Here is a 17,428-nt window from a genome sequence, read left to right as displayed (position 1 = left end):
GTCTAGCCCTTGTCGCCGGTCGGCGGCTGCTGGGCGAGAAAATGATCGATCCCGGCCTGGGCAACGGCCTGGTCCTGCGCGGGCGTGCCAGAGCTGATGCCGATGCCGCCGACCACCGCGCCATTGACCAGCAGCGGCAGTCCGCCCGCCACCACCATCAGCCGGCCGCCAATGGCGCTGTTGATGCCATAGGCCGCGGCGCCGGGCTGGCTGGCCTGGCCATATTCGTGCGTGGCGCGCTTGGCGGCCGCGGCGGTATAGGCCTTGTCGATGGCAATGGTGATGCTGGTGATCTTGCCGCCATCCATGCGCTCGAACGCAACCAGATTGCCGCTTTCATCGACAATGGCGATGCACATCGGAATGCCGATTTCGTCCGCCTTCTGGCGCGCGCCGGCCAGCAAAATGCCGGCGTCAGTCAGATCGATGCGGGGGATGTTCAACATAGTCACGCTCCAGCTTGGATAGGGGTCGCCTCGGCATGCCGATGGCGGAAGGCAGATTGAAGGCACCTTTTCTAAGTGCCGTTAGACCCGGTTCGCGCGTCACCTGGAAAGCAATTTCCGGCGATGCGCGGTTATTTTTGACCACGCACTGGCCCCCGTCAGGCATTCGCCAACTGGGCCTTTTTGCGCCGCCTGCCGTCATGCAGCAGCGGTTCGGTATAGCCGTTCGGCTGGCTCGCCCCGGAAAACACCAGGGCGCAGGCGGTCTGAAACGCAATATTGCCGTCCAGATCGGTTGCCATGGCCGAGTAGCCCGCATCGCCGGCATTCTGCCGGTCGACGATGGCCGCCATGCGCGCCATCGCCTGGCGCACCTGGTCCTCGCTGACCAGGCCATGGCGCATCCAGTTGGCGATATGCTGGGCGGAAATCCGCAGCGTCGCCCGATCTTCCATCAGGCCTACATTGTCGATATCGGGAACCTTGGAGCAGCCAATCCCCTGGTCGATCCAGCGCACCACATAGCCCAGAATGCCCTGCGCATTATTGTCGAGCTCGCGCTGCACCGCCTCGGCAGACAGATTGGTGCCTCCCAGCAGGGGCGGCTCGAGGATGGCGTCGATCGATGCGGGCTGGCGCGACCGCAGGGTCGCCTGCACATCGGCGACGCTGACCTCATGGTAGTGCATGGCATGAAGGGTCGCCGCCGTGGGGGAGGGCACCCAGGCGGTGCTGGCGCCGGCCTTGGGATGCCCGCCTTTGGCATCGACCATTTCCGCCAGGGCATCGGGCTTGGCCCACATGCCCTTGCCGATCTGGCCATGCCCGGGCAGGCCGGCGGCAAGGCCGGTATCGACATTGTTATTCTCATAGGCCCCAAGCCAGGTCGCCGAGCGCATCGCCCCCTTGCTGACCACTGGTCCGGCTTCCATCAGGGTGTGGATTTCATCGCCCGTCCGGTCGAGAAAGCCGGTATTGATGAAGGCCAGCCGGTCCTTCACTTCGCGCATGCAGGCCCGCAGGTTGAGCGAGGTGCGGCGCTCTTCGTCCATAACGCCCATCTTTATGGTGTTGCGCGGCAGCGCGAAGATGTCCTCGACCATGGCAAAGATCGCGTCGGCCAGCGCCACTTCGGCCGGGCCATGCATCTTGGGCTTGACCACATAGATGCTGGCACAACGCGAATTGCGCGGGCCCTCGGTCTTGCGCAGGTCGTGCAGCGCCGCCAGCACCGTAACCATCGCATCGAGAAAGCCCTCGGGCGTTTCCGCCCCCTGGCTGTCGCGCACCGCATCGGTGGTCATCAAATGCCCGACATGGCGCACCAGCATCAGGCTGCGACCGGCCAGCGTGAAGCGGGCGCCGGACCTGTCGACATAGCTGCGGTCCGGCGCGAGCCGGCGGGTGACCTGGCGCCCGCCTTTGTCAAAGCTCTCCACCAAGTCTCCGCGCATCAGCCCCAGCCAGTTGCGATAGACCGCTACCTTGTCGGCGGCGTCGACCGCAGCGACCGAGTCCTCGCAATCCTGGATTGTTGTCAGTGCGGCTTCCATCACCACGTCGGCCAGACCCGCCGCATGTTGCGCGCCGGCCAGCGTCGACCGGTCGATGACCAGCTCGAGGTGCAGGCCATGATGGACAAACAGCAGCACCAGCGCTTCCCCGCGCCGGGCATGCCCCAGAAAGGCCGCCGGCTGGCGCAGGCCAACGACATCGTCGCCGACCACGATCGTGAGGGCTCCACCATCAAATCCATATTCCGTCACCGCGGCATGGCTGGCGCCATCGAGCGGCAGCGCCATGTCCAGCACCGCAGCGGCCCGCGCTATCACGGCCGCACCGCGTTCGGCGTTATAACCCTGCCCCGGCGCCTGCGCGCCATTCTGCGGCACCACATCGGAGCCATAGAGAGCGTCATAGAGGCTGCCCCAGCGCGCATTGGCGGCATTGAGGGCAAAGCGGGCATTCATCACCGGCGCCACCAGTTGCGGGCCGGCAAGCACGCCGATTTCCGGATCGACGGGCGCCGTGGTGATGGCCAGCAGCGCGTCATCAGGGACGAGATAGGCGATATCGAGCAGATATTGCTTGTAGGCTGGCGCGTCATGCGCCTGCCCCCTTCGGTCCAGGTGCCAGCGGTCAAGCAGCCCCTGCAGCCGGTCGCGCTCCTCCAGCAGGCGCGCGGTTTCGGGCGCCAGAGTCTCGATCAAGCTTGCATAACCCTGCCAGAACACCGACGGGTCCATTCCGGTGCCCGGCATGACCTCGGTCTCGATGAAGCGCGCCAGTTCTGCATCGACCGTAAGATTGCCTCTGGTCTCGTACATGCACGCCTCCTCGATCTGCAACAGCGCGCATCTTAAGCTTGTGCCGTCTCCGTCGCTGCCGCCGGGTGCAAGTTTTCCGCGATGCGGAATGCGGCTCCCCGTGACTCGCCGCCTCGCCCCGGCTCTATCCGAAAAACATGCTGAAACGCGCATAGGAGCGCTTCACATGGTTGCGCATCGCCCGTTCGGCCGCAGCCGGGTCGTGCGCCGCCAGCGCGGTCAGCAGATCGGCATGCTCGGCATTGGCCTTGGTCGTCGCACCCGAATGGGGAAACAGCCTGAACAGATGGATATGGGTATGAAGGTTGGCCAGCGTTTCGCGCATCAGCTCGTTGCCGCAGGCCTGCGCAATCGTCTCGTGGAATTCGCCGTCCAGATGGGCGAAGTCTGAATAGCTCGCCACCGCCCGCTCCCCCTCGCCGCGCATTTCGGCCGCCAGGCGCTGCAGCAGGGCCATCTGCGCCGCGTCGATCGCGATGGCCGCCTTGCGGGCCACGAAAGGCTCGAGCAGCAGGCGCATCTCGTAGAGCTGGTCGAAACGGGCGCGATCGATCTGCGGGGCGGCGCTGAACCCGATCAGATGCGTATTGACGATCAGTCCCTGCGCCTCGAGCCGCGACAAGGCCTCGCGGACCGGGGTCTGTGACACGCCCAGTTCCCGAGCCAGATTGTCGATGGAAATCCGGCTGCCGGGCAGGATTCTCTGGCTCATTAGTTGGGCATAGACGGAGTTGTAGACCTCGTCTCCCAGCCGCAGCGGCCGCTTGATCGCGGTCGCCGATGTGCCCTGTTGTTTGTCCAATTCCGCCAACTCCAGTGCCGCCTAACGGGCGCGATGCTGCGTCTATCCTATAGCATTCCAAAAGGGAATGCGCGTGTTGGTGACCAAAGCGTTTGACTTGACATCTGGCTATATCCTATATCCTATTGTCGAAAATAATATAGGATATAGGGAGAGAGACGGATGGCCGAAAGCGCGTTGCGGGACGTTCCGGAGTCGAAGGCGACCGCCATCAAACGAGTGGATCTGAGCCTGTTTGCCTATCCCATGGTCGGGGTGGGCCCGGGCGGCTCGGACATGCCTGATGCCAAGGGCAGCCGCACGCGCCTTGCCGTGCGCATCGAAACCGTCGATGGCGCCGTCGGCGCCTATGTGGGCGGCCAGGCCAATTCCCTGGCACAGGCCGCAACCTGCGCCAAAGCCATTATCGGGCTCGACTGCTTCGCCCGTGAACACGCCTATGAGGCCATCCGTCGCCAGCTCCGCAAGGAAGATCGGATGGGCGCCGGGGTGATCGACAATGCTCTATGGGACCTGGCCGGACAGCGCACCGGCGCCTCTGTGAGCCAGCTGCTGGGCGGCGCCCGCAGGACCGTCAAGGCCTACGCCTCGACCTGGTTCGGCGGCGACGGCGGCGGGCTGGCAACGCCGGAGGCTTTTTCCGATTTCGCCGAGGAGTGCTACGAACTCGGCTATCGCGCCTTCAAGATGCATGGCTGGACCGACGGTGGCATCCAGCGCGACATCGACGCGGTCCTGGGGCTCGGCAAGCGTGTCGGCAGCCGGATGGCGCTTATGCATGACAGCGCCTGCAGCTTCAAGACCTTTGCGGACGCGCTGGCGGTGGGCAGGGCGTGCGACGAGGCAGGCTTTTACTGGTACGAGGACCCCTATAGCGACGGCGGGCTTTCGGCCCATGCGCATCGCCGGCTGCGTGAACTGATCAAGACGCCGCTCCTGCTGGGCGAGCATGTGCGTGGCCTTGAATCCATGGCCACCCTTGTCCTGGCCGACGGCACCGATTTCGTGCGCGCCGATCCCGACTTCGATATGGGCATTACCGGCACCATGAAGATCGCCCGTTTTGCCGAGGCGCTGGGCCTTGATGTCGAGCTGCATGCCCCCGGGCCGGCCCACCGCCACTGCATGGCCGCGATCCGCAACACCAATTTCTACGAACTGTCCATGGTCGGGCCGTCGCGCGGCAATTTCAACGCCCCGGTCTATACCTGCGGCTATTCGGACGCGCTCGACGATGTCAGTCCGGACGGGACCTTCCCGGTGCCGGAGGGGCCGGGGCTGGGCGTCAGCTACGACTGGGCGGCTATCGACAAGATGACCACTCAGAAACTGACAATCCAGTAGGGGACGGCACCAATGGAAACCGCAACGCACCAAGGCTCGCAAATCAAGCGCGTCGAACTGTTCCTCTTCAAGCAGGATATCGAAAACGTCGCTTTCGACGTCAATCCCGGCGGCATCGACATGCCCGGCATTCGCAACACCCGCACCCGGCTTGGCGTCGCGGTGGAAACACGCGACGGGGCGCGGGGCGAATATATCGGCGGCCGCTCCGACACCTATCTGCATGCCAAGTTCCTCGCCAAGTGGATCATTGGCATGGACGCCTTCGGACGCGAGCAAATCTATGAGATTGCCCGTCGCTACCTGCGCAAGGAAGACCGGATCGGCGCCTGCCAGATCGACAATGCGCTCTGGGATCTGGCCGGCAAGCGCATCGGCGCCTCCGTCACGCAGATGCTCGGTGGCAAGCCGCGGCGCTTGCCCGCCTATGCCTCGACCTGGTTCGCCGGGCCGGGTGGTGGCCTGGCAACGCCCGAGGCTTTCGCCGACTTCGCCGAGGAATGCTACGGCCTGGGCTATCGCGCCTTCAAGATGCATGGCTGGACCGATGGCGGCACCGAGAACGACATCAACGCCATTCTGGCGCTGGGCAAGCAGGTCGGCGGGCGCATGGCGCTGATGCATGACAGCGCCTGTCACCTCAAGACTTTCGGTGACGCCGTGCTGGTCGGCAAGGCCTGCGATGAGGCTGGCTTCTTCTGGTACGAGGACCCCTATAGCGATGGTGGCCTGGCAGGCCATGCCCATCGCCGGCTGCGCGAGATGATCAAGACCCCGATCCTACTGGGCGAACATGTCCGCGGCGTCGAGGCCATGGCCAATATCGTGCTGCTCGATGGCACCGACTTCGTGCGCGCCGATCCGGACCTCGATATCGGCATTACCGGCACCATGAAGATCGCCCATTTTGCCGAGGCGATGGGCCTCGATGTCGAACTGCACGGCAATGGCCCCGCCCATCGCCACTGCATGGCGGCCATCCGCAACACCAACTTCTACGAACTTGCCATGGTTGGTCCCTCGCGGGGTCAAATGGTCAATTCCATCTACGCCTCGGACTATTCCGACACCCTCGATGCCGTGGGAGCAGATGGTTGTTTCGCCGTGCCGGAGGGACCGGGGCTCGGCGTCAAGTACGACTGGGATTTCGTCAATAAGAACCTCATCGATCACATCGTCATCGAATGAGCCACAACGGAGGAGAGAGTAAAATGAAGCATTTCGGAAAGCGGCTGATTGTGGCTGCGCTGGCGGTGGTTGCACTGTCCGGCACGGCTCTGGCGCAGGAAATAATGAACATTCGCCTGGGGGCGCGCGATATCGGCTCCATCGATCCGGCACTGACCAAGACCGGCGATGACGAAACCGTCGTGCTGCAGGTGTTCAACTCGCTGGTGGCGCCGCCGCGTGGCACGCTGGACATGGACATCGGGGATCTGCAGCCTCAGCTGGCCGAAAGTTGGGAAATCTCGGACGACAACAAGGTCTGGACCTTCAAGCTGCGCCCCGGCGTAAAGTGGCAGAAGGGCTATGGCGAAGTCTCGGCCGAGGACGTCAAGTTCTCCTATGAGCGCCAGATGGATCCGGCATTGGGCGGCGTGCACGGCGCCAGCTTCAAGGATATCGAGAGCATCGAGGTGGTCGATCCGCTCACTGTGCGGTTCACCCTCAAGGATGCCAACGCCTTCTTCCACGCCTCGGCACTGACGCCGGGCTTTGGCCGCTTCATCGTGCCCCAGAAGGCCGTTGAGGAACTGGGCGAACAGTTCGGCTTTGCCCCCGTGGGCAGTGGTCCCTTCGAATTCGCCGAATACCGCCCCCAGGATCGGGTGATCCTCAAGGCCAACGAGGATTACTTTCTCGGCCGCCCGCCAATGGACGAGCTGCACCTGCGCTACATTCCCGACAACAACGCTGCCACCATCGCCTTCATCGCTGGCGAACTCGACAGCTCCGGCGGCGAGCGCACGCCTGAATGGGTCGCCCAGATCGAACAGCAGGCGCCCGATGCCCAGATCATCACCATGCTGCCCGGCTCGCTGCAGTTTCTGCACTTCAACATGAAGGTTCCCCCGCTCGACGATGTGAAGGTGCGCCAGGCCATTGCCTATGCTGTCGATCGCAATGTCTGGGAAGGCGCCTTCGGCATCCTGCATGGCGACTTGACGGCCATCGTGCCGGAAAGCTTTTACGGCGCGCTGCAGACCGCCGACATCCCCGAGGAGCTCCGCTACGACTACAATCCCGAGCGGGCTAAGGAACTGCTGGCAGAAGCCGGCATGCCCGATGGCTTTGCCATTGATGCCATCATCTCCGAGCGCGACGACTACCTGACCAATATGCTGATGGTGCAGGACATGCTGCGCCAGGTCGGCATCGAGGTGAACCTCGAAGTGCAGGACCACGCTAGCTACCATGCCAATATCCGCGAGGATAAGGGCACCATTGTCGAGCTCTCCACCGCCATTGCGCCGACCGCGCCGGCCGTGATCAACGAGTTCCTCAGTGAGGCCGCCGCCGTGGGCAAGCCCTCCGCCCTGCGCAACTTCTCGCACTATGGCGAACTGGGCGGCAGTGTCGACGATCTGGTCGCCCAGGCCGTGGCCGAGCCTGACGCCGCCAAGCAGATGGAACTGCTCACCGAAGCGCAGCTGCAGATCCTGCGCGATGTACCGGTGCTGCCGTTGCAGACCGCACCGCTCCTCTCGGTGCTTCAGGGCAATATCGATCTGGGCTACGAGCCCGTCAGCGGGTTCGGCCAGCACGAGTTCGCCACCGCCCGGCGTGTGACGGAATAGCATCCGTAGGGTCCGGACCGCTGCCTCCCGCGCGGCCCGGACCTCCCTCTATCCTTGGAGATCGCCCATGCTACGCTTTGTTTTCAAGCGCACGCTCGACGCGATCCTGACGGCCTTTCTGGTCTTCAGTTTCGTCTTCTTCGCCATGCGGCTGCTGCCCGGCGACCCCGTCATTGCCATGCTGGGCGACCGCGCCAGCGCCGAGACGATCGCCAACGTGCGAACCTCGCTGGGCCTCGACAAGCCAATCCTGATTCAATACGCCGAATTTCTGTGGGGCTTGGTCAATTTCGATCTCGGCCAGAGCCTGATCAACCGCGCCTCGGTCACCGAGACCATGATGCGCAACCTGCCCTATACGATCGCCCTGACCATCGCCTCCACCATTGTCGGCGTCGTCATTGGCGTGCCCATGGGTGTGCTATCGGCAATGCGGGCGGGCAAGGTCACCGATCATGTCACTCGCATGGGATCGCTGGTCGGTTCAGCCCTGCCAGACTTCTACCTGGGCGTGCTGGTTCTGATGCTCTTCGGGCTGACCCTGCGCTGGTTCCCGCTCCTGGGTGGCGGCGATACCGCCTTCGACCTGCGCTATCTGGTGATGCCGGCCATGACATTGGGCCTGCTCAAGGGTTTCGGCATGATCCGGCTGACCCGCACTGCCGTGCTCGATGTTGCCGGCCGCGACTATGTGCGGACCGCCGAGGCGCTCGGCATGAGCCGGCAGAACGTCATCTGGCGACATATTTTCCGCAATGCGCTGATCCCGGTCACCACCCATCTGTCCCTGTCCATCATCGCCACGCTGGGCGGCACCATCGCCATCGAGCTGGTCTTCAACCGGCCAGGTGTGGGCCAGCTTCTGGTGGGGGCCGTCACCTCGCGCGACTACACCCTGATTCAGGGTGGCATCGTCATCCTCTCGGTGCTGGTCGTTACCATCAATTTCCTGACCGATCTGCTCTACGCGGTCATTGACCCACGGGTGAGGGCTGCCTGATGCTCGACCGGATTTTCCTATACTTCGCCGTCGGTTTTCTCAGTCTGCTGGCTTTCGTTGTCGTCTTTGGCGACTTCATCCAGCCCCATGATCCGCTGCTGCAGAATTTCCTGGCTCGCGACAAGGGGCCCAGTGCCGAATACTGGCTGGGCACCGACGACTTCGGGCGCGATGTGTTTTCGCGCATTCTCGAGGGCTCGCGCCTGTCCATGACCATCGGGCTGGCATCACCGCTGATCGCGGCGGTGATCGGCATCGCCATGGGCACCAGCTCCGCCTATTTCGGCGGTTGGTCTGAACGCATCATCACCCGGGCTACCGACATGATGATGTCCTTCGATCCGCTCCTGCTGGGCGTGCTGGTGGTGGCACTGCTCGGACCGGGCATCCTCAACCTCTCCATCGCCATTTCCTTCGCCCTGATTCCCAGCTTCATCCGCCTCTCCCGGGCCTCCGCGCTCGCGGTCCGCCAGGAGGCCTATGTCGATGCGGCCATCGCCATGGGACGCCCGTCCTATTCGACCATCCTGCGCCACGTGCTGCCCAATATTTCGGGGCCCCTGGTGGTCGTCACCACCCTCTGGGTGGGCACCGCCATCCGCCTCGAGGCCACGCTGAGCTTTATCGGCCTGGGGGCCCAGCCCCCCGCACCATCCTGGGGCAATATCGTGCGCTATGGCGTGCAGAACATCTTTGGCTCGCCGCTGCCGGCTCTGTTTGCCGGCCTGGCCATCACTCTCACCGTGCTGTCGTTCAACATCCTGGGTGATGCCCTGCGCGACCGCCTCGATCCAGACAAGGCTGTGCGATGACCGATGATCTTCTGACTATCCGCGACCTGCAGGTTGCCTTCGGCTCCGGCGATGCGACGATCCAGGCCCTGCGTGGCGTCGACATCACCGTGCGTCGAGGCGAATGCCTGGGCCTGGTGGGGGAGTCCGGATCGGGCAAGAGCCTGACCGCCCTGGCTGCCATGCGGCTGCTGCCAAGCGCGGCCCGCGTCAATGCCGGCTCGATCCAGTTCGATGGCCGGGAGCTGGTATCTGCCACTCGCGCAGAGCTGGAGCAGCTGCGCGGCAACGACATTTCCATGATTTTCCAGGAGCCGATGACCGCGCTCAACCCCGTCATGCGGGTTGGCGACCAGATTGCTGCGCCCCTGCGCAAGCATTTGGGTCTCTCGGCCAAGGCGGCCCGGGCACGCGCCATCGAGCAGCTGGAATCCGTGGGCATCCCCGATTCCCAGCGCCGCATCGACAACTTCCCTCATGAAATGAGCGGCGGCATGCGCCAGCGCGTGATGATTGCCATGGCTTTGGCCTGCGAGCCCAAGCTGCTCATCGCCGACGAGCCCACCACCGCGCTCGATGTCACCATCCAGGCGCAAATTCTCGATCTGCTGCGCGCCAAGCAGAAGGAGCTCGGCCTCGCCATCATCATCATCACCCATGATTTTGGTGTGGTGGCCGAAATCGCCGACCGGGTGAACGTCATGTATGGCGGCCGTGTCGTCGAGAAGGCCGGGGTCGAAACGCTGTTTGATCACCCCCAGCATCCCTATTCGATTGGCCTGCACACGGCTACGCCGACCTTGGAAATGGCCGGGCAACACCGTCTGCCGGCGATTGGCGGTGCCGTGCCCCACATTTCCGAAATGCCCCCGGGCTGCGCTTTCCACCCGCGCTGCGCCGAACGCCGCGCGGAATGCGACACCCAGATTCCCCAATTGCTGCCCATCTCGCCCGATCAGTCGGTCGCGTGCTGGGCCAGGAGGCAGGCCAATGACCAAGCTGCTTGAAGTCAACGATCTCAGCAAAATCTTCGGCGGCTATGTGCGCGCGGTCGATGGCATCAGCTTTTCGCTGGAAGAAGGCGAGACCCTGGCGCTGGTCGGGGAGTCCGGCTGCGGCAAATCCACCGTATCGCGGCTGATCCTGCGCCTCACCGACCCCACCGCCGGCGTGATCCGGTTCGAGGGGCAGGATATGGCGCAGATGTCTCAGCGCGCCCTCAAGGCCATCCGCCGCGACATTCAGTTCGTGTTCCAGGATCCCTTTTCGTCGCTGGACCCGCGCATGACGGCCGGTGAACTCGTCACCGAACCGCTGTCGATCCACGGCATGATCAAGGGCGCGCGCCAGCGCCGCGAGACCGCCGAAACCCTGCTCAAGACGGTGGGGCTGAGCGCCAAGCATGTCGACAACTGGCCCCGCCAGTTCTCGGGTGGCCAGCGCCAGCGCCTCGGCATCATCCGTGCCTTCTCGCTCGGGCCGCGGCTCATCGTGGCCGACGAGCCGGTTTCGGCGCTCGATGTCTCGGTGCGCTCGCAGGTCATCAATATCCTGCAGGATCTGCAGCAGGAAAAAGGCACGGCCTATCTGTTCATTTCCCACGATATGGCGACGGTCAAGCACATGGCCGATCGCGTGGCCGTCATGTATCTCGGCAAGATCGTGGAGCTTGCCCCCAAGGCCTCCTTCTTTTCGGCGCCGCACCATCCCTATTCGGAAGCCCTGCTGTCCGCCGTGCCGGCGTCCCACCCCAACAGGCGCCGCAAGCGTATCCTCTTGGAGGGGGATCCACCCAGCCCGATCCGCATCCCCCCGGGATGTCGCTTTCACACCCGCTGCCCCATGGCCCAGGACATTTGCAAACGCGAGGAGCCGGCTTTGGCCACGGTGGCCGATAACCACCTGGCGGCATGCCACTTTGCCGGCGCCTGGCCCATCCTGTCCAGGCTCGGGGACGCCATGGCGCCCGACCATACGCCAGCCCATTCGAACTGAAAGCCGCGCATGCCCACGATTGAATATTCAAAGGCCGTGACCGTCGTCGATCGCATTCTCGCCCAGGCCGGCGTGCCTGAAAAGCATGCGGTGCTGCAGCGCGACCTGCTGCTCGACGCCGAAATGCGTGGCATCGCCTCCCATGGCCTGCTGCGCCTGCCCAGGATTGTCGAGCGCATCGCCAATGGCGTCGCCGATCCCATGACCCAAGGCCACCACGACTGGCGCGCGCCCGGCTTCCTCCATGTCGACGGCCAGCGGGGTCTTGGCCCCGTGGTCGCCCAGGCCGCCCTTGATGCCTTGCTCGACCGCGCCGCCACCCAGGGCGTGGCCATCGCCTCCATCGCCAATTCCAACCATATCGGCATGCTCGGCTTTTATGCCGACCGCGTCGCCGAAACCGGCCGCTGCCTCATTGCCTTTTCCACCAGCGAGGCCCTGGTCCATCCCTGGGGCGGGCGCCAGGCCATGATCGGCACCAATCCCATCGCCATCGGCCTGCCCACCGGCGGCGGCACCTTCATGATGGATACCGCCACCAGCATCGTCTCGATGGGCGAAGTGCATGACCATGCCGATCGCGGTGCGCCCATTCCGCTGGGCTGGGCTTTCGACAGCCAGGGCAACCCCACCACCGACGCCGCTGCGGCGCGCGACGGCGCCATTGCCCCCTTTGGCAATGCCAAGGGCTATGCCCTCGGGCTGGCCTTCGAATTGCTGGTGACGAGCCTGGCCGGTGCCGCCATCGGGCGGGACGTCAAGGGCACTCTTGATTCCACACACGTGGCCAGCAAGGCCGACCTCTTCATCATCATCGACCAGCAGCTCTCCCCGGTCGCGGGCTTTCTCGATCTTCTGCGGGCCGAGGCGCCCGCCGACGGCTTCGACCAAGTCCGCATTCCGGGGGAACGCGGCCGCGACCTGCGACAGCGGGCCATGACTGCGGGCATTGCCATAGCCGGGGGCACCTGGAACCGCCTCTGCGACCTTGCCGGAGAGCCGGCTTCCACCAGTTAAAGGAACGACCCATGTTTGGGGCACTACGCTCACCTCGAAATATCCTGTTTGGCAGTGGCCAGCGCTTTGCACTGGGCGGCTACGTGGCCGGGCTCGGCTCCCGCGTTCTGGTCGTCACCGACACGCGCATGGCCGCTGACATCCAGTTCCCCGCCATGATCGACACGATCCGCGCGGCCGGCGTCGCCGTGACCCTCTATGACGGCGTGGAGGCCGAACTGCCCGCTGAATGCATCGCCGCCGGGGTAAAGGCTGGTCAGGCCGCTTCGGTCGATGTCATTGTCGGCATCGGTGGCGGCAGCTGCATCGACGCCGCCAAGGTCATCGCCCTGTTGCTGACCCATGGCGGCGCCATGGCCGACTACTACGGCGAGTTCAAGATTCCCGGTCCCTTGCTGCCGGTAGTGGCTGTGCCGACCACGGCCGGCACCGGTTCGGAAGTCACCCCGGTTGCGGTGGTCGCCGACCCCGAACGGGCGGTCAAGGTCGGCATTGCCAGCCCCTATCTCATTGCGGACACGGCAATCTGCGATCCGGACCTGACGCTGACCTGCCCGCCGGGCCTGACGGCGGCTTCCGGCGCCGATGCGCTGGTCCATGCCATCGAGGCGTTCACCAATGCGCCCCGCGATGGCGGCGCCATGCTTACCCTCGACCATGTCTTTGTCGGCAAGAACCTCCTGACCGACCAGCATGCCACAACCGCCATTGCCAGCATCGGCCGGTCACTGCGGCGCGCCGTCGAGCAGGGCAGTGATCTGTCGGCCCGGACCGACGTCATGCTGGGCTCCATGCTGGCCGGCCTGGCTTTCGGCAGCGCCGGCACCTCGGTCTGCCATGCCGTGCAATATCCGGTCGGGGCGCTGACCCATACCGCACACGGCCTGGGCGTTGCCCTGATGCTGCCCTATGCGCTGGAGTTCAACCGCCACCACGTCCCAGGCGAGATCGCGACCGTGGGCCGGCTGATGGGCTTTGTCACGGACAATGGCGATGACAATGCCGCGGTCGACGCCGCCATTGACGGCATCGAAAACCTGCTCGCTGCCATCGGCATTCCCAAGACCCTGGCGGCGATCGGCATCAAGGACAGGGATCTGCCCTGGATCGCCGAGCAGTCACTGGGCGCCAACCGCCTGATCAAGAACAATCCTCGACCGGTCGATCGGGCCGGCATGGACCTCTTGGTCTCCGCCGCATTTTCGGGAGACCGCAAGTCGCTCTCATCCATCCACCCCGACGCCAAGGCCAGTTGATGACCAATTCCCCGTTCTCCTTCGATCCCGTCACGCTGCCGTCCGATCTGTGGATCGGCGGCCAAAGGCGTCCCGGCAGCACCGGTCGGCGCATCGACGTCATCGATCCTTCTACCGGCAAGCCGATCACCAGCGTGGCCGATGCCAGCATCGAGGATGGGCTTGCCGCGGTTGACGCAGCCCATGCGGCCGCCCCCGCCTGGGCCGCCACGGCGCCGCGCCAGCGCGCGGAAATCCTGCGCCGCTGCTACGAGCTGATGATCGAGCGCAAGGCCATGCTGGCGCAGTTGATCAGCCTCGAAAACGGCAAGGCGCTGCCCGATGCCGAAGGCGAGGTGGCCTATGCCGCCGAGTTCTTCCGCTGGTTCTCCGAAGAGGCGGTGCGCCTCAATGGCGATCTGTCGATTTCCCCGAGCGGCGCCAATCGTATCCTCGTGCAGTATCAGCCCATCGGCGTGGCCGTGCTCGTGACGCCATGGAATTTTCCCGCCGCCATGGCGACGCGCAAGATTGCGCCGGCTCTCGCGGCTGGCTGCACCTGCGTGCTCAAGCCCGCCACCGAGACGCCCTTGACCGCCTATGCTCTGGCCGAAATCTATCGCGAGGCCGGTGTTCCCGATGGTGTGGTCAATGTGCTGACCACCTCGAAGGCCGGGGCCACGGTCAGCGCCATGCTGCATGATCCGCGCGTGCGCAAGCTGAGCTTTACCGGCTCGACCGAAGTCGGGCGGCACCTGCTGCGCGAGGCCGCCGACACGGTCATTTCCTGCTCTATGGAGTTGGGCGGCAACGCGCCCTTCATCGTGTTCGACGATGCCGATCTTGATCTGGCCATCGAGGGCGCCATGGTGGCCAAGATGCGCAATGGGGGCGAGGCCTGCACGGCCGCCAACCGCTTCTATGTGCAGGAAGGCATCATGGACGCCTTTGCCACCAGGCTGGCCGAACGCATGGGCGCCCTCACGCTGGGCAAGGGCTATGACAGCGGCGTACAATGCGGGCCCTTGATCAACCAGGACGCGCTCGATCGCATCAGCGGTCTGGTCGTTACGGCCATGGGGCAGGGCGCCGAGGCGCTGGCCGGCGGCAAGGCACCGGGCGGCGACGGCTTTTACTATCCGCCCACCGTGCTCAAGAACGTGCCCGCCGATTCCATGCTGGTGCGGGACGAAATCTTTGGCCCCGTGGCGCCGCTTGCCAGCTTCAAGACCGAAGAGGAAGTCATTGCCCGGGCCAACGACACCGAATATGGGCTGATCGCCTATGTCTTTACCGGCGACCTGGCCCGCGGCCTGCGCGTCTCCGAAAAGCTGGAGGCGGGCATGATAGGCCTCAATCGCGGCCTGGCCTCCGATCCAGCGGCCCCCTTTGGCGGCGTCAAGCAGAGTGGACTTGGCCGCGAGGGGGCCCATCACGGCATTCTCGAATTCTGCGAAGCCAAATATATTGCCGTGTCATGGTGAGCCTGGGCTACACTCTAGTACAGCTGACAATAGGCATGCCATGCGGTCGATCGATCGCGCCATGCCGTTGAGACGGGGCAATGAAGGCACAGGCGGTTCTGCTGACGGCACCAAACACGTAACTTGATCAGCGTCTGCCTTCAGCGAAGCCAGCCCGAAGCGGCCAGTCCCCTTCCCACCCCGTTGTCGCCGTTGCCTCGACGTGGGCGGACCGTCCACTTTTGGGAAATCGAAACGGCCACTTGGATGGCCGGAATGGGGCGCGTTGTTGCCGGTGGCTATCGTACAGCTAGTGGCCTCCGTGCACCAAAAAGCGTCACTCAGGTTCGGCGAGAATTCGATAGACCTGCATGCGGGAGCAACCAAGGCGTTGGCCTATTTCTGACGGCCCGATTCCCTCCCTATGAAGAACACGCACCTGTGCTCGATCTACTCGACGCTTACCACCCACATACCGGCCGTGCGCCTTGGCCTGCTGGATACCCTCGCGCTGACGCTCCTTGATGAAGCGTCGTTCCATCTGCGCCACCATGCCAAGTACGGTCAGGACGATGTGCCCCAACTCGCCTCGAGTGGATACGTGCGGGTCAAGCACGGTAACAAACGCCTGCCGCTGTTCACATTCGTGGATCAAGTTTAGCACGTCACGGGTGTCGCGGCCGAGCCGGTCCAATCGCGCGACCATCAGCTCGTCGCCGGGCCGCAAAAACTGGATAACGGTTTCAAGCTCAACACGCCCGTCACGGCTACCACCCGATACCTTTTCCGAGCGCACAATTTCGCAGCCTTCGGCCTTGAGCTTGGCAATCTGGATTTCGAGATCTTGGTCGATGCTGCTGACGCGTGCGTAACCGATGCGGGCCATGTGTCACCTTAAGCTCATCGGCCCTGAGGGTCGCATGCCGCTAATAGTCGGTGTCAACGCCCGCCGCCACGCGCCTAAAGGAAGTCCACGGTAACACCAGTGGAGATCATCGCAGCAAGCTCCTCGGCATCCCAGTTCGTCAGCCGAATGCAGCCATGCGAGCCGGTCTTGCCGATCATCGAGGGTTCAGGCGTGCCATGGATCCCAAAGGAGGGTTTGGACAAGGCTATCCAAATGGAGCCGACCGGGCCGTTTGGGCCGGGCGGTATGGTCAGCACACCGGTATTCTCGCCTTGCTGAAAATTGATCTTCGGGTTGTAGGTGTAACCCGGCATTGCCGTGACGTTGCCCACCACATGGGTGCCAGAGGGTGAAGGGTTGTCATCACTACCAATGGTGGCGGGATATGCCGCAAGCAAAACGCCGTCGATGCCGTAAACGCGCACCTGTTCAAGGGTTTTGTCGGCTTCGATCCAAGTCACAACGCCTTTGCGCTTCGTGCCGGTCATCGCCACGTTGACGATTTCACCCACCGCGAACTCCGCGTAGGGGTTAAGGGCCGCGAGCAAGCCGACATCCATGTGAAAGCGCTCGGCCAGTAGCTCCGCTACGCTCTCATAGCCAAGGTAGCTCAAGGCCGCCTTTTCAGCGTAGTCGCTGGGGACAGGGCCGCCGATTGCGGCCACATCCTTCGGGGTGATCGTATAGAAGCCGATGGTATCGCCGGGGGCATCCAGCCGAGCCGCCACCTCAGGGGTCAGCACCCCGTCGAGTGGGAGACCGTGCATCATTTGAAACGCCAAAATCGCTTTGTGAAGGTTGCCGCCATCGAACCCATCAATGACGCCGGGTGAAACACCTGCACGGTCGAGCAATATCTGCAGGCGTGCGAGCGCCGGGTCGGCAACTATCCGCTCTTGAATGGGAGACACTTCCGTCGACGCCGTCAGCACGACGGGAATGAAGGATCCTGCCGCGATGTACTCTGAAAGGCTCGCCGTATTTATGGCCTCAGGTGACATCGTGGGAGACTGGGCGAAGGCCTGAGCGCTGCTAAAAACAAACAGGGCCGCAAGACAAAAGGCGCGGGCGGCAAAAATCGGCAGTGATCGCATTTGTAACTCGGGCGTGAAACCATGACCGAGCACCTTCCGGACGGCTCGTTTCCGTCCATAAGGTACAAACATAGCTAACGTTTTGCTAAATCCGCGACGCATCAAGCAGTAGTGAAGTCGACCCGAAGGTTGTCACTTCAGGGCCTAGGCTTGTGCCGAACATTGTCACATGGGCCGTTTATCACCCTGAGGCGACGCTGGCAGGAATC

Annotated in this window: 15 protein-coding genes; 10 read left to right on the top strand and 5 right to left on the bottom strand. The window is 63.9% G+C overall.

What is annotated here, in order from left to right; translation table 11 throughout:
- Positions 1-2: 2 nt before the first annotated feature.
- From GDR53_RS07360 to GDR53_RS07350, 3 genes are all read right to left on the bottom strand, one after another.
- Positions 3-446, bottom strand: coding sequence for a GlcG/HbpS family heme-binding protein (locus GDR53_RS07360; RefSeq protein WP_193337415.1), 444 nt, complete (start codon positions 444-446; stop codon positions 3-5).
- Between the two features lie 158 nt (positions 447-604).
- The gene (locus GDR53_RS07355) at positions 605-2,773 is read right to left on the bottom strand and encodes a malate synthase G (protein WP_193337414.1); all 2,169 of its coding nucleotides are present in this window, start codon (positions 2,771-2,773) and stop codon (positions 605-607) included.
- A 124-nt stretch (positions 2,774-2,897) separates the two neighbouring features.
- Positions 2,898-3,575, bottom strand: coding sequence for a GntR family transcriptional regulator (locus GDR53_RS07350; RefSeq protein WP_232846754.1), 678 nt, complete (start codon positions 3,573-3,575; stop codon positions 2,898-2,900).
- Between the two features lie 162 nt (positions 3,576-3,737).
- On the opposite strand from GDR53_RS07350, the gene GDR53_RS07345 reads away from it, so the two are divergent.
- From GDR53_RS07345 to GDR53_RS07300, 10 genes are all read left to right on the top strand, one after another.
- Positions 3,738-4,919, top strand: coding sequence for an enolase C-terminal domain-like protein (locus tag GDR53_RS07345; RefSeq protein WP_193337413.1), 1,182 nt, complete (start codon positions 3,738-3,740; stop codon positions 4,917-4,919).
- Between the two features lie 12 nt (positions 4,920-4,931).
- Positions 4,932-6,107 (top strand): enolase C-terminal domain-like protein, encoded by a 1,176-nt coding sequence (locus GDR53_RS07340; protein WP_193337412.1) that lies wholly within the window; start codon positions 4,932-4,934, stop codon positions 6,105-6,107.
- Positions 6,108-6,130: 23 nt separating this feature from the next.
- Positions 6,131-7,717, top strand: a complete 1,587-nt coding sequence (locus GDR53_RS07335) for an ABC transporter substrate-binding protein (RefSeq protein WP_193337411.1) — start codon at positions 6,131-6,133, stop codon at positions 7,715-7,717.
- A gap of 67 nt (positions 7,718-7,784) precedes the next feature.
- The gene (locus GDR53_RS07330) at positions 7,785-8,717 is read left to right on the top strand and encodes an ABC transporter permease (protein WP_193337410.1); all 933 of its coding nucleotides are present in this window, start codon (positions 7,785-7,787) and stop codon (positions 8,715-8,717) included.
- Complete coding sequence (locus GDR53_RS07325; protein WP_193337409.1) at positions 8,717-9,529, top strand: ABC transporter permease; 813 nt, start codon at positions 8,717-8,719, stop codon at positions 9,527-9,529. Before GDR53_RS07330 ends, GDR53_RS07325 begins: the two co-directional genes overlap by 1 nt.
- On the top strand, positions 9,526-10,515 hold the full coding sequence (locus GDR53_RS07320) for an ABC transporter ATP-binding protein (RefSeq protein WP_193337408.1): 990 nt from the start codon (positions 9,526-9,528) through the stop codon (positions 10,513-10,515). The genes GDR53_RS07325 and GDR53_RS07320 overlap by 4 nt, the downstream gene beginning before the upstream one ends.
- On the top strand, positions 10,499-11,503 hold the full coding sequence (locus GDR53_RS07315) for an ABC transporter ATP-binding protein (protein WP_193337407.1): 1,005 nt from the start codon (positions 10,499-10,501) through the stop codon (positions 11,501-11,503). Before GDR53_RS07320 ends, GDR53_RS07315 begins: the two co-directional genes overlap by 17 nt.
- 9 nt (positions 11,504-11,512) lie before the next feature.
- Complete coding sequence (locus GDR53_RS07310) at positions 11,513-12,520, top strand: Ldh family oxidoreductase (protein WP_193337406.1); 1,008 nt, start codon at positions 11,513-11,515, stop codon at positions 12,518-12,520.
- Positions 12,521-12,531: 11 nt separating this feature from the next.
- Positions 12,532-13,776 carry an iron-containing alcohol dehydrogenase gene (locus GDR53_RS07305; RefSeq protein ID WP_193337405.1) on the top strand — a complete coding sequence of 415 codons (1,245 nt, stop codon included), beginning with the start codon at positions 12,532-12,534 and terminating at the stop codon, positions 13,774-13,776.
- The gene (locus GDR53_RS07300) at positions 13,776-15,239 is read left to right on the top strand and encodes an NAD-dependent succinate-semialdehyde dehydrogenase (protein WP_193337404.1); all 1,464 of its coding nucleotides are present in this window, start codon (positions 13,776-13,778) and stop codon (positions 15,237-15,239) included. The genes GDR53_RS07305 and GDR53_RS07300 overlap by 1 nt, the downstream gene beginning before the upstream one ends.
- 316 nt (positions 15,240-15,555) lie before the next feature.
- On the opposite strand, the gene GDR53_RS07295 is transcribed toward GDR53_RS07300, so the two are convergent.
- Both GDR53_RS07295 and GDR53_RS07290 read right to left on the bottom strand, forming a co-directional pair.
- Entirely contained in the window at positions 15,556-16,104 is a 549-nt protein-coding gene (locus GDR53_RS07295) for a recombinase family protein (protein WP_193337403.1), read from the bottom strand.
- A gap of 74 nt (positions 16,105-16,178) precedes the next feature.
- Positions 16,179-17,219, bottom strand: a complete 1,041-nt coding sequence (locus tag GDR53_RS07290) for a L,D-transpeptidase family protein (protein ID WP_193337402.1) — start codon at positions 17,217-17,219, stop codon at positions 16,179-16,181.
- Positions 17,220-17,428 lie beyond the last annotated feature (209 nt).

The sequence above is a fragment of the Devosia beringensis genome, from assembly GCF_014926585.1.
Classification (GTDB): domain Bacteria; phylum Pseudomonadota; class Alphaproteobacteria; order Rhizobiales; family Devosiaceae; genus Devosia; species Devosia beringensis.
The sequence above is the reverse complement of the archived record's forward strand: the minus strand, read 5'-3'. Positions and strand labels throughout refer to the sequence as shown.

Bases quoted from the DNA above. Each gene is read 5' to 3' on its own strand.
- GDR53_RS07360 (WP_193337415.1), bottom strand. From the start codon at position 446: ATGTTGAACATCCCCCGCATCGATCTGACTGACGCCGGCATTTTGCTG.
- GDR53_RS07355 (WP_193337414.1), bottom strand. From the start codon at position 2,773: ATGTACGAGACCAGAGGCAATCTTACGGTCGATGCAGAACTGGCGCGC.
- GDR53_RS07345 (WP_193337413.1), top strand. From the start codon at position 3,738: ATGGCCGAAAGCGCGTTGCGGGACGTTCCGGAGTCGAAGGCGACCGCC.
- GDR53_RS07340 (WP_193337412.1), top strand. From the start codon at position 4,932: ATGGAAACCGCAACGCACCAAGGCTCGCAAATCAAGCGCGTCGAACTG.
- GDR53_RS07335 (WP_193337411.1), top strand. From the start codon at position 6,131: ATGAAGCATTTCGGAAAGCGGCTGATTGTGGCTGCGCTGGCGGTGGTT.
- GDR53_RS07330 (WP_193337410.1), top strand. From the start codon at position 7,785: ATGCTACGCTTTGTTTTCAAGCGCACGCTCGACGCGATCCTGACGGCC.
- GDR53_RS07325 (WP_193337409.1), top strand. From the start codon at position 8,717: ATGCTCGACCGGATTTTCCTATACTTCGCCGTCGGTTTTCTCAGTCTG.
- GDR53_RS07320 (WP_193337408.1), top strand. From the start codon at position 9,526: ATGACCGATGATCTTCTGACTATCCGCGACCTGCAGGTTGCCTTCGGC.
- GDR53_RS07315 (WP_193337407.1), top strand. From the start codon at position 10,499: ATGACCAAGCTGCTTGAAGTCAACGATCTCAGCAAAATCTTCGGCGGC.
- GDR53_RS07310 (WP_193337406.1), top strand. From the start codon at position 11,513: ATGCCCACGATTGAATATTCAAAGGCCGTGACCGTCGTCGATCGCATT.
- GDR53_RS07305 (WP_193337405.1), top strand. From the start codon at position 12,532: ATGTTTGGGGCACTACGCTCACCTCGAAATATCCTGTTTGGCAGTGGC.
- GDR53_RS07300 (WP_193337404.1), top strand. From the start codon at position 13,776: ATGACCAATTCCCCGTTCTCCTTCGATCCCGTCACGCTGCCGTCCGAT.
- GDR53_RS07295 (WP_193337403.1), bottom strand. From the start codon at position 16,104: ATGGCCCGCATCGGTTACGCACGCGTCAGCAGCATCGACCAAGATCTC.
- GDR53_RS07290 (WP_193337402.1), bottom strand. From the start codon at position 17,219: ATGCGATCACTGCCGATTTTTGCCGCCCGCGCCTTTTGTCTTGCGGCC.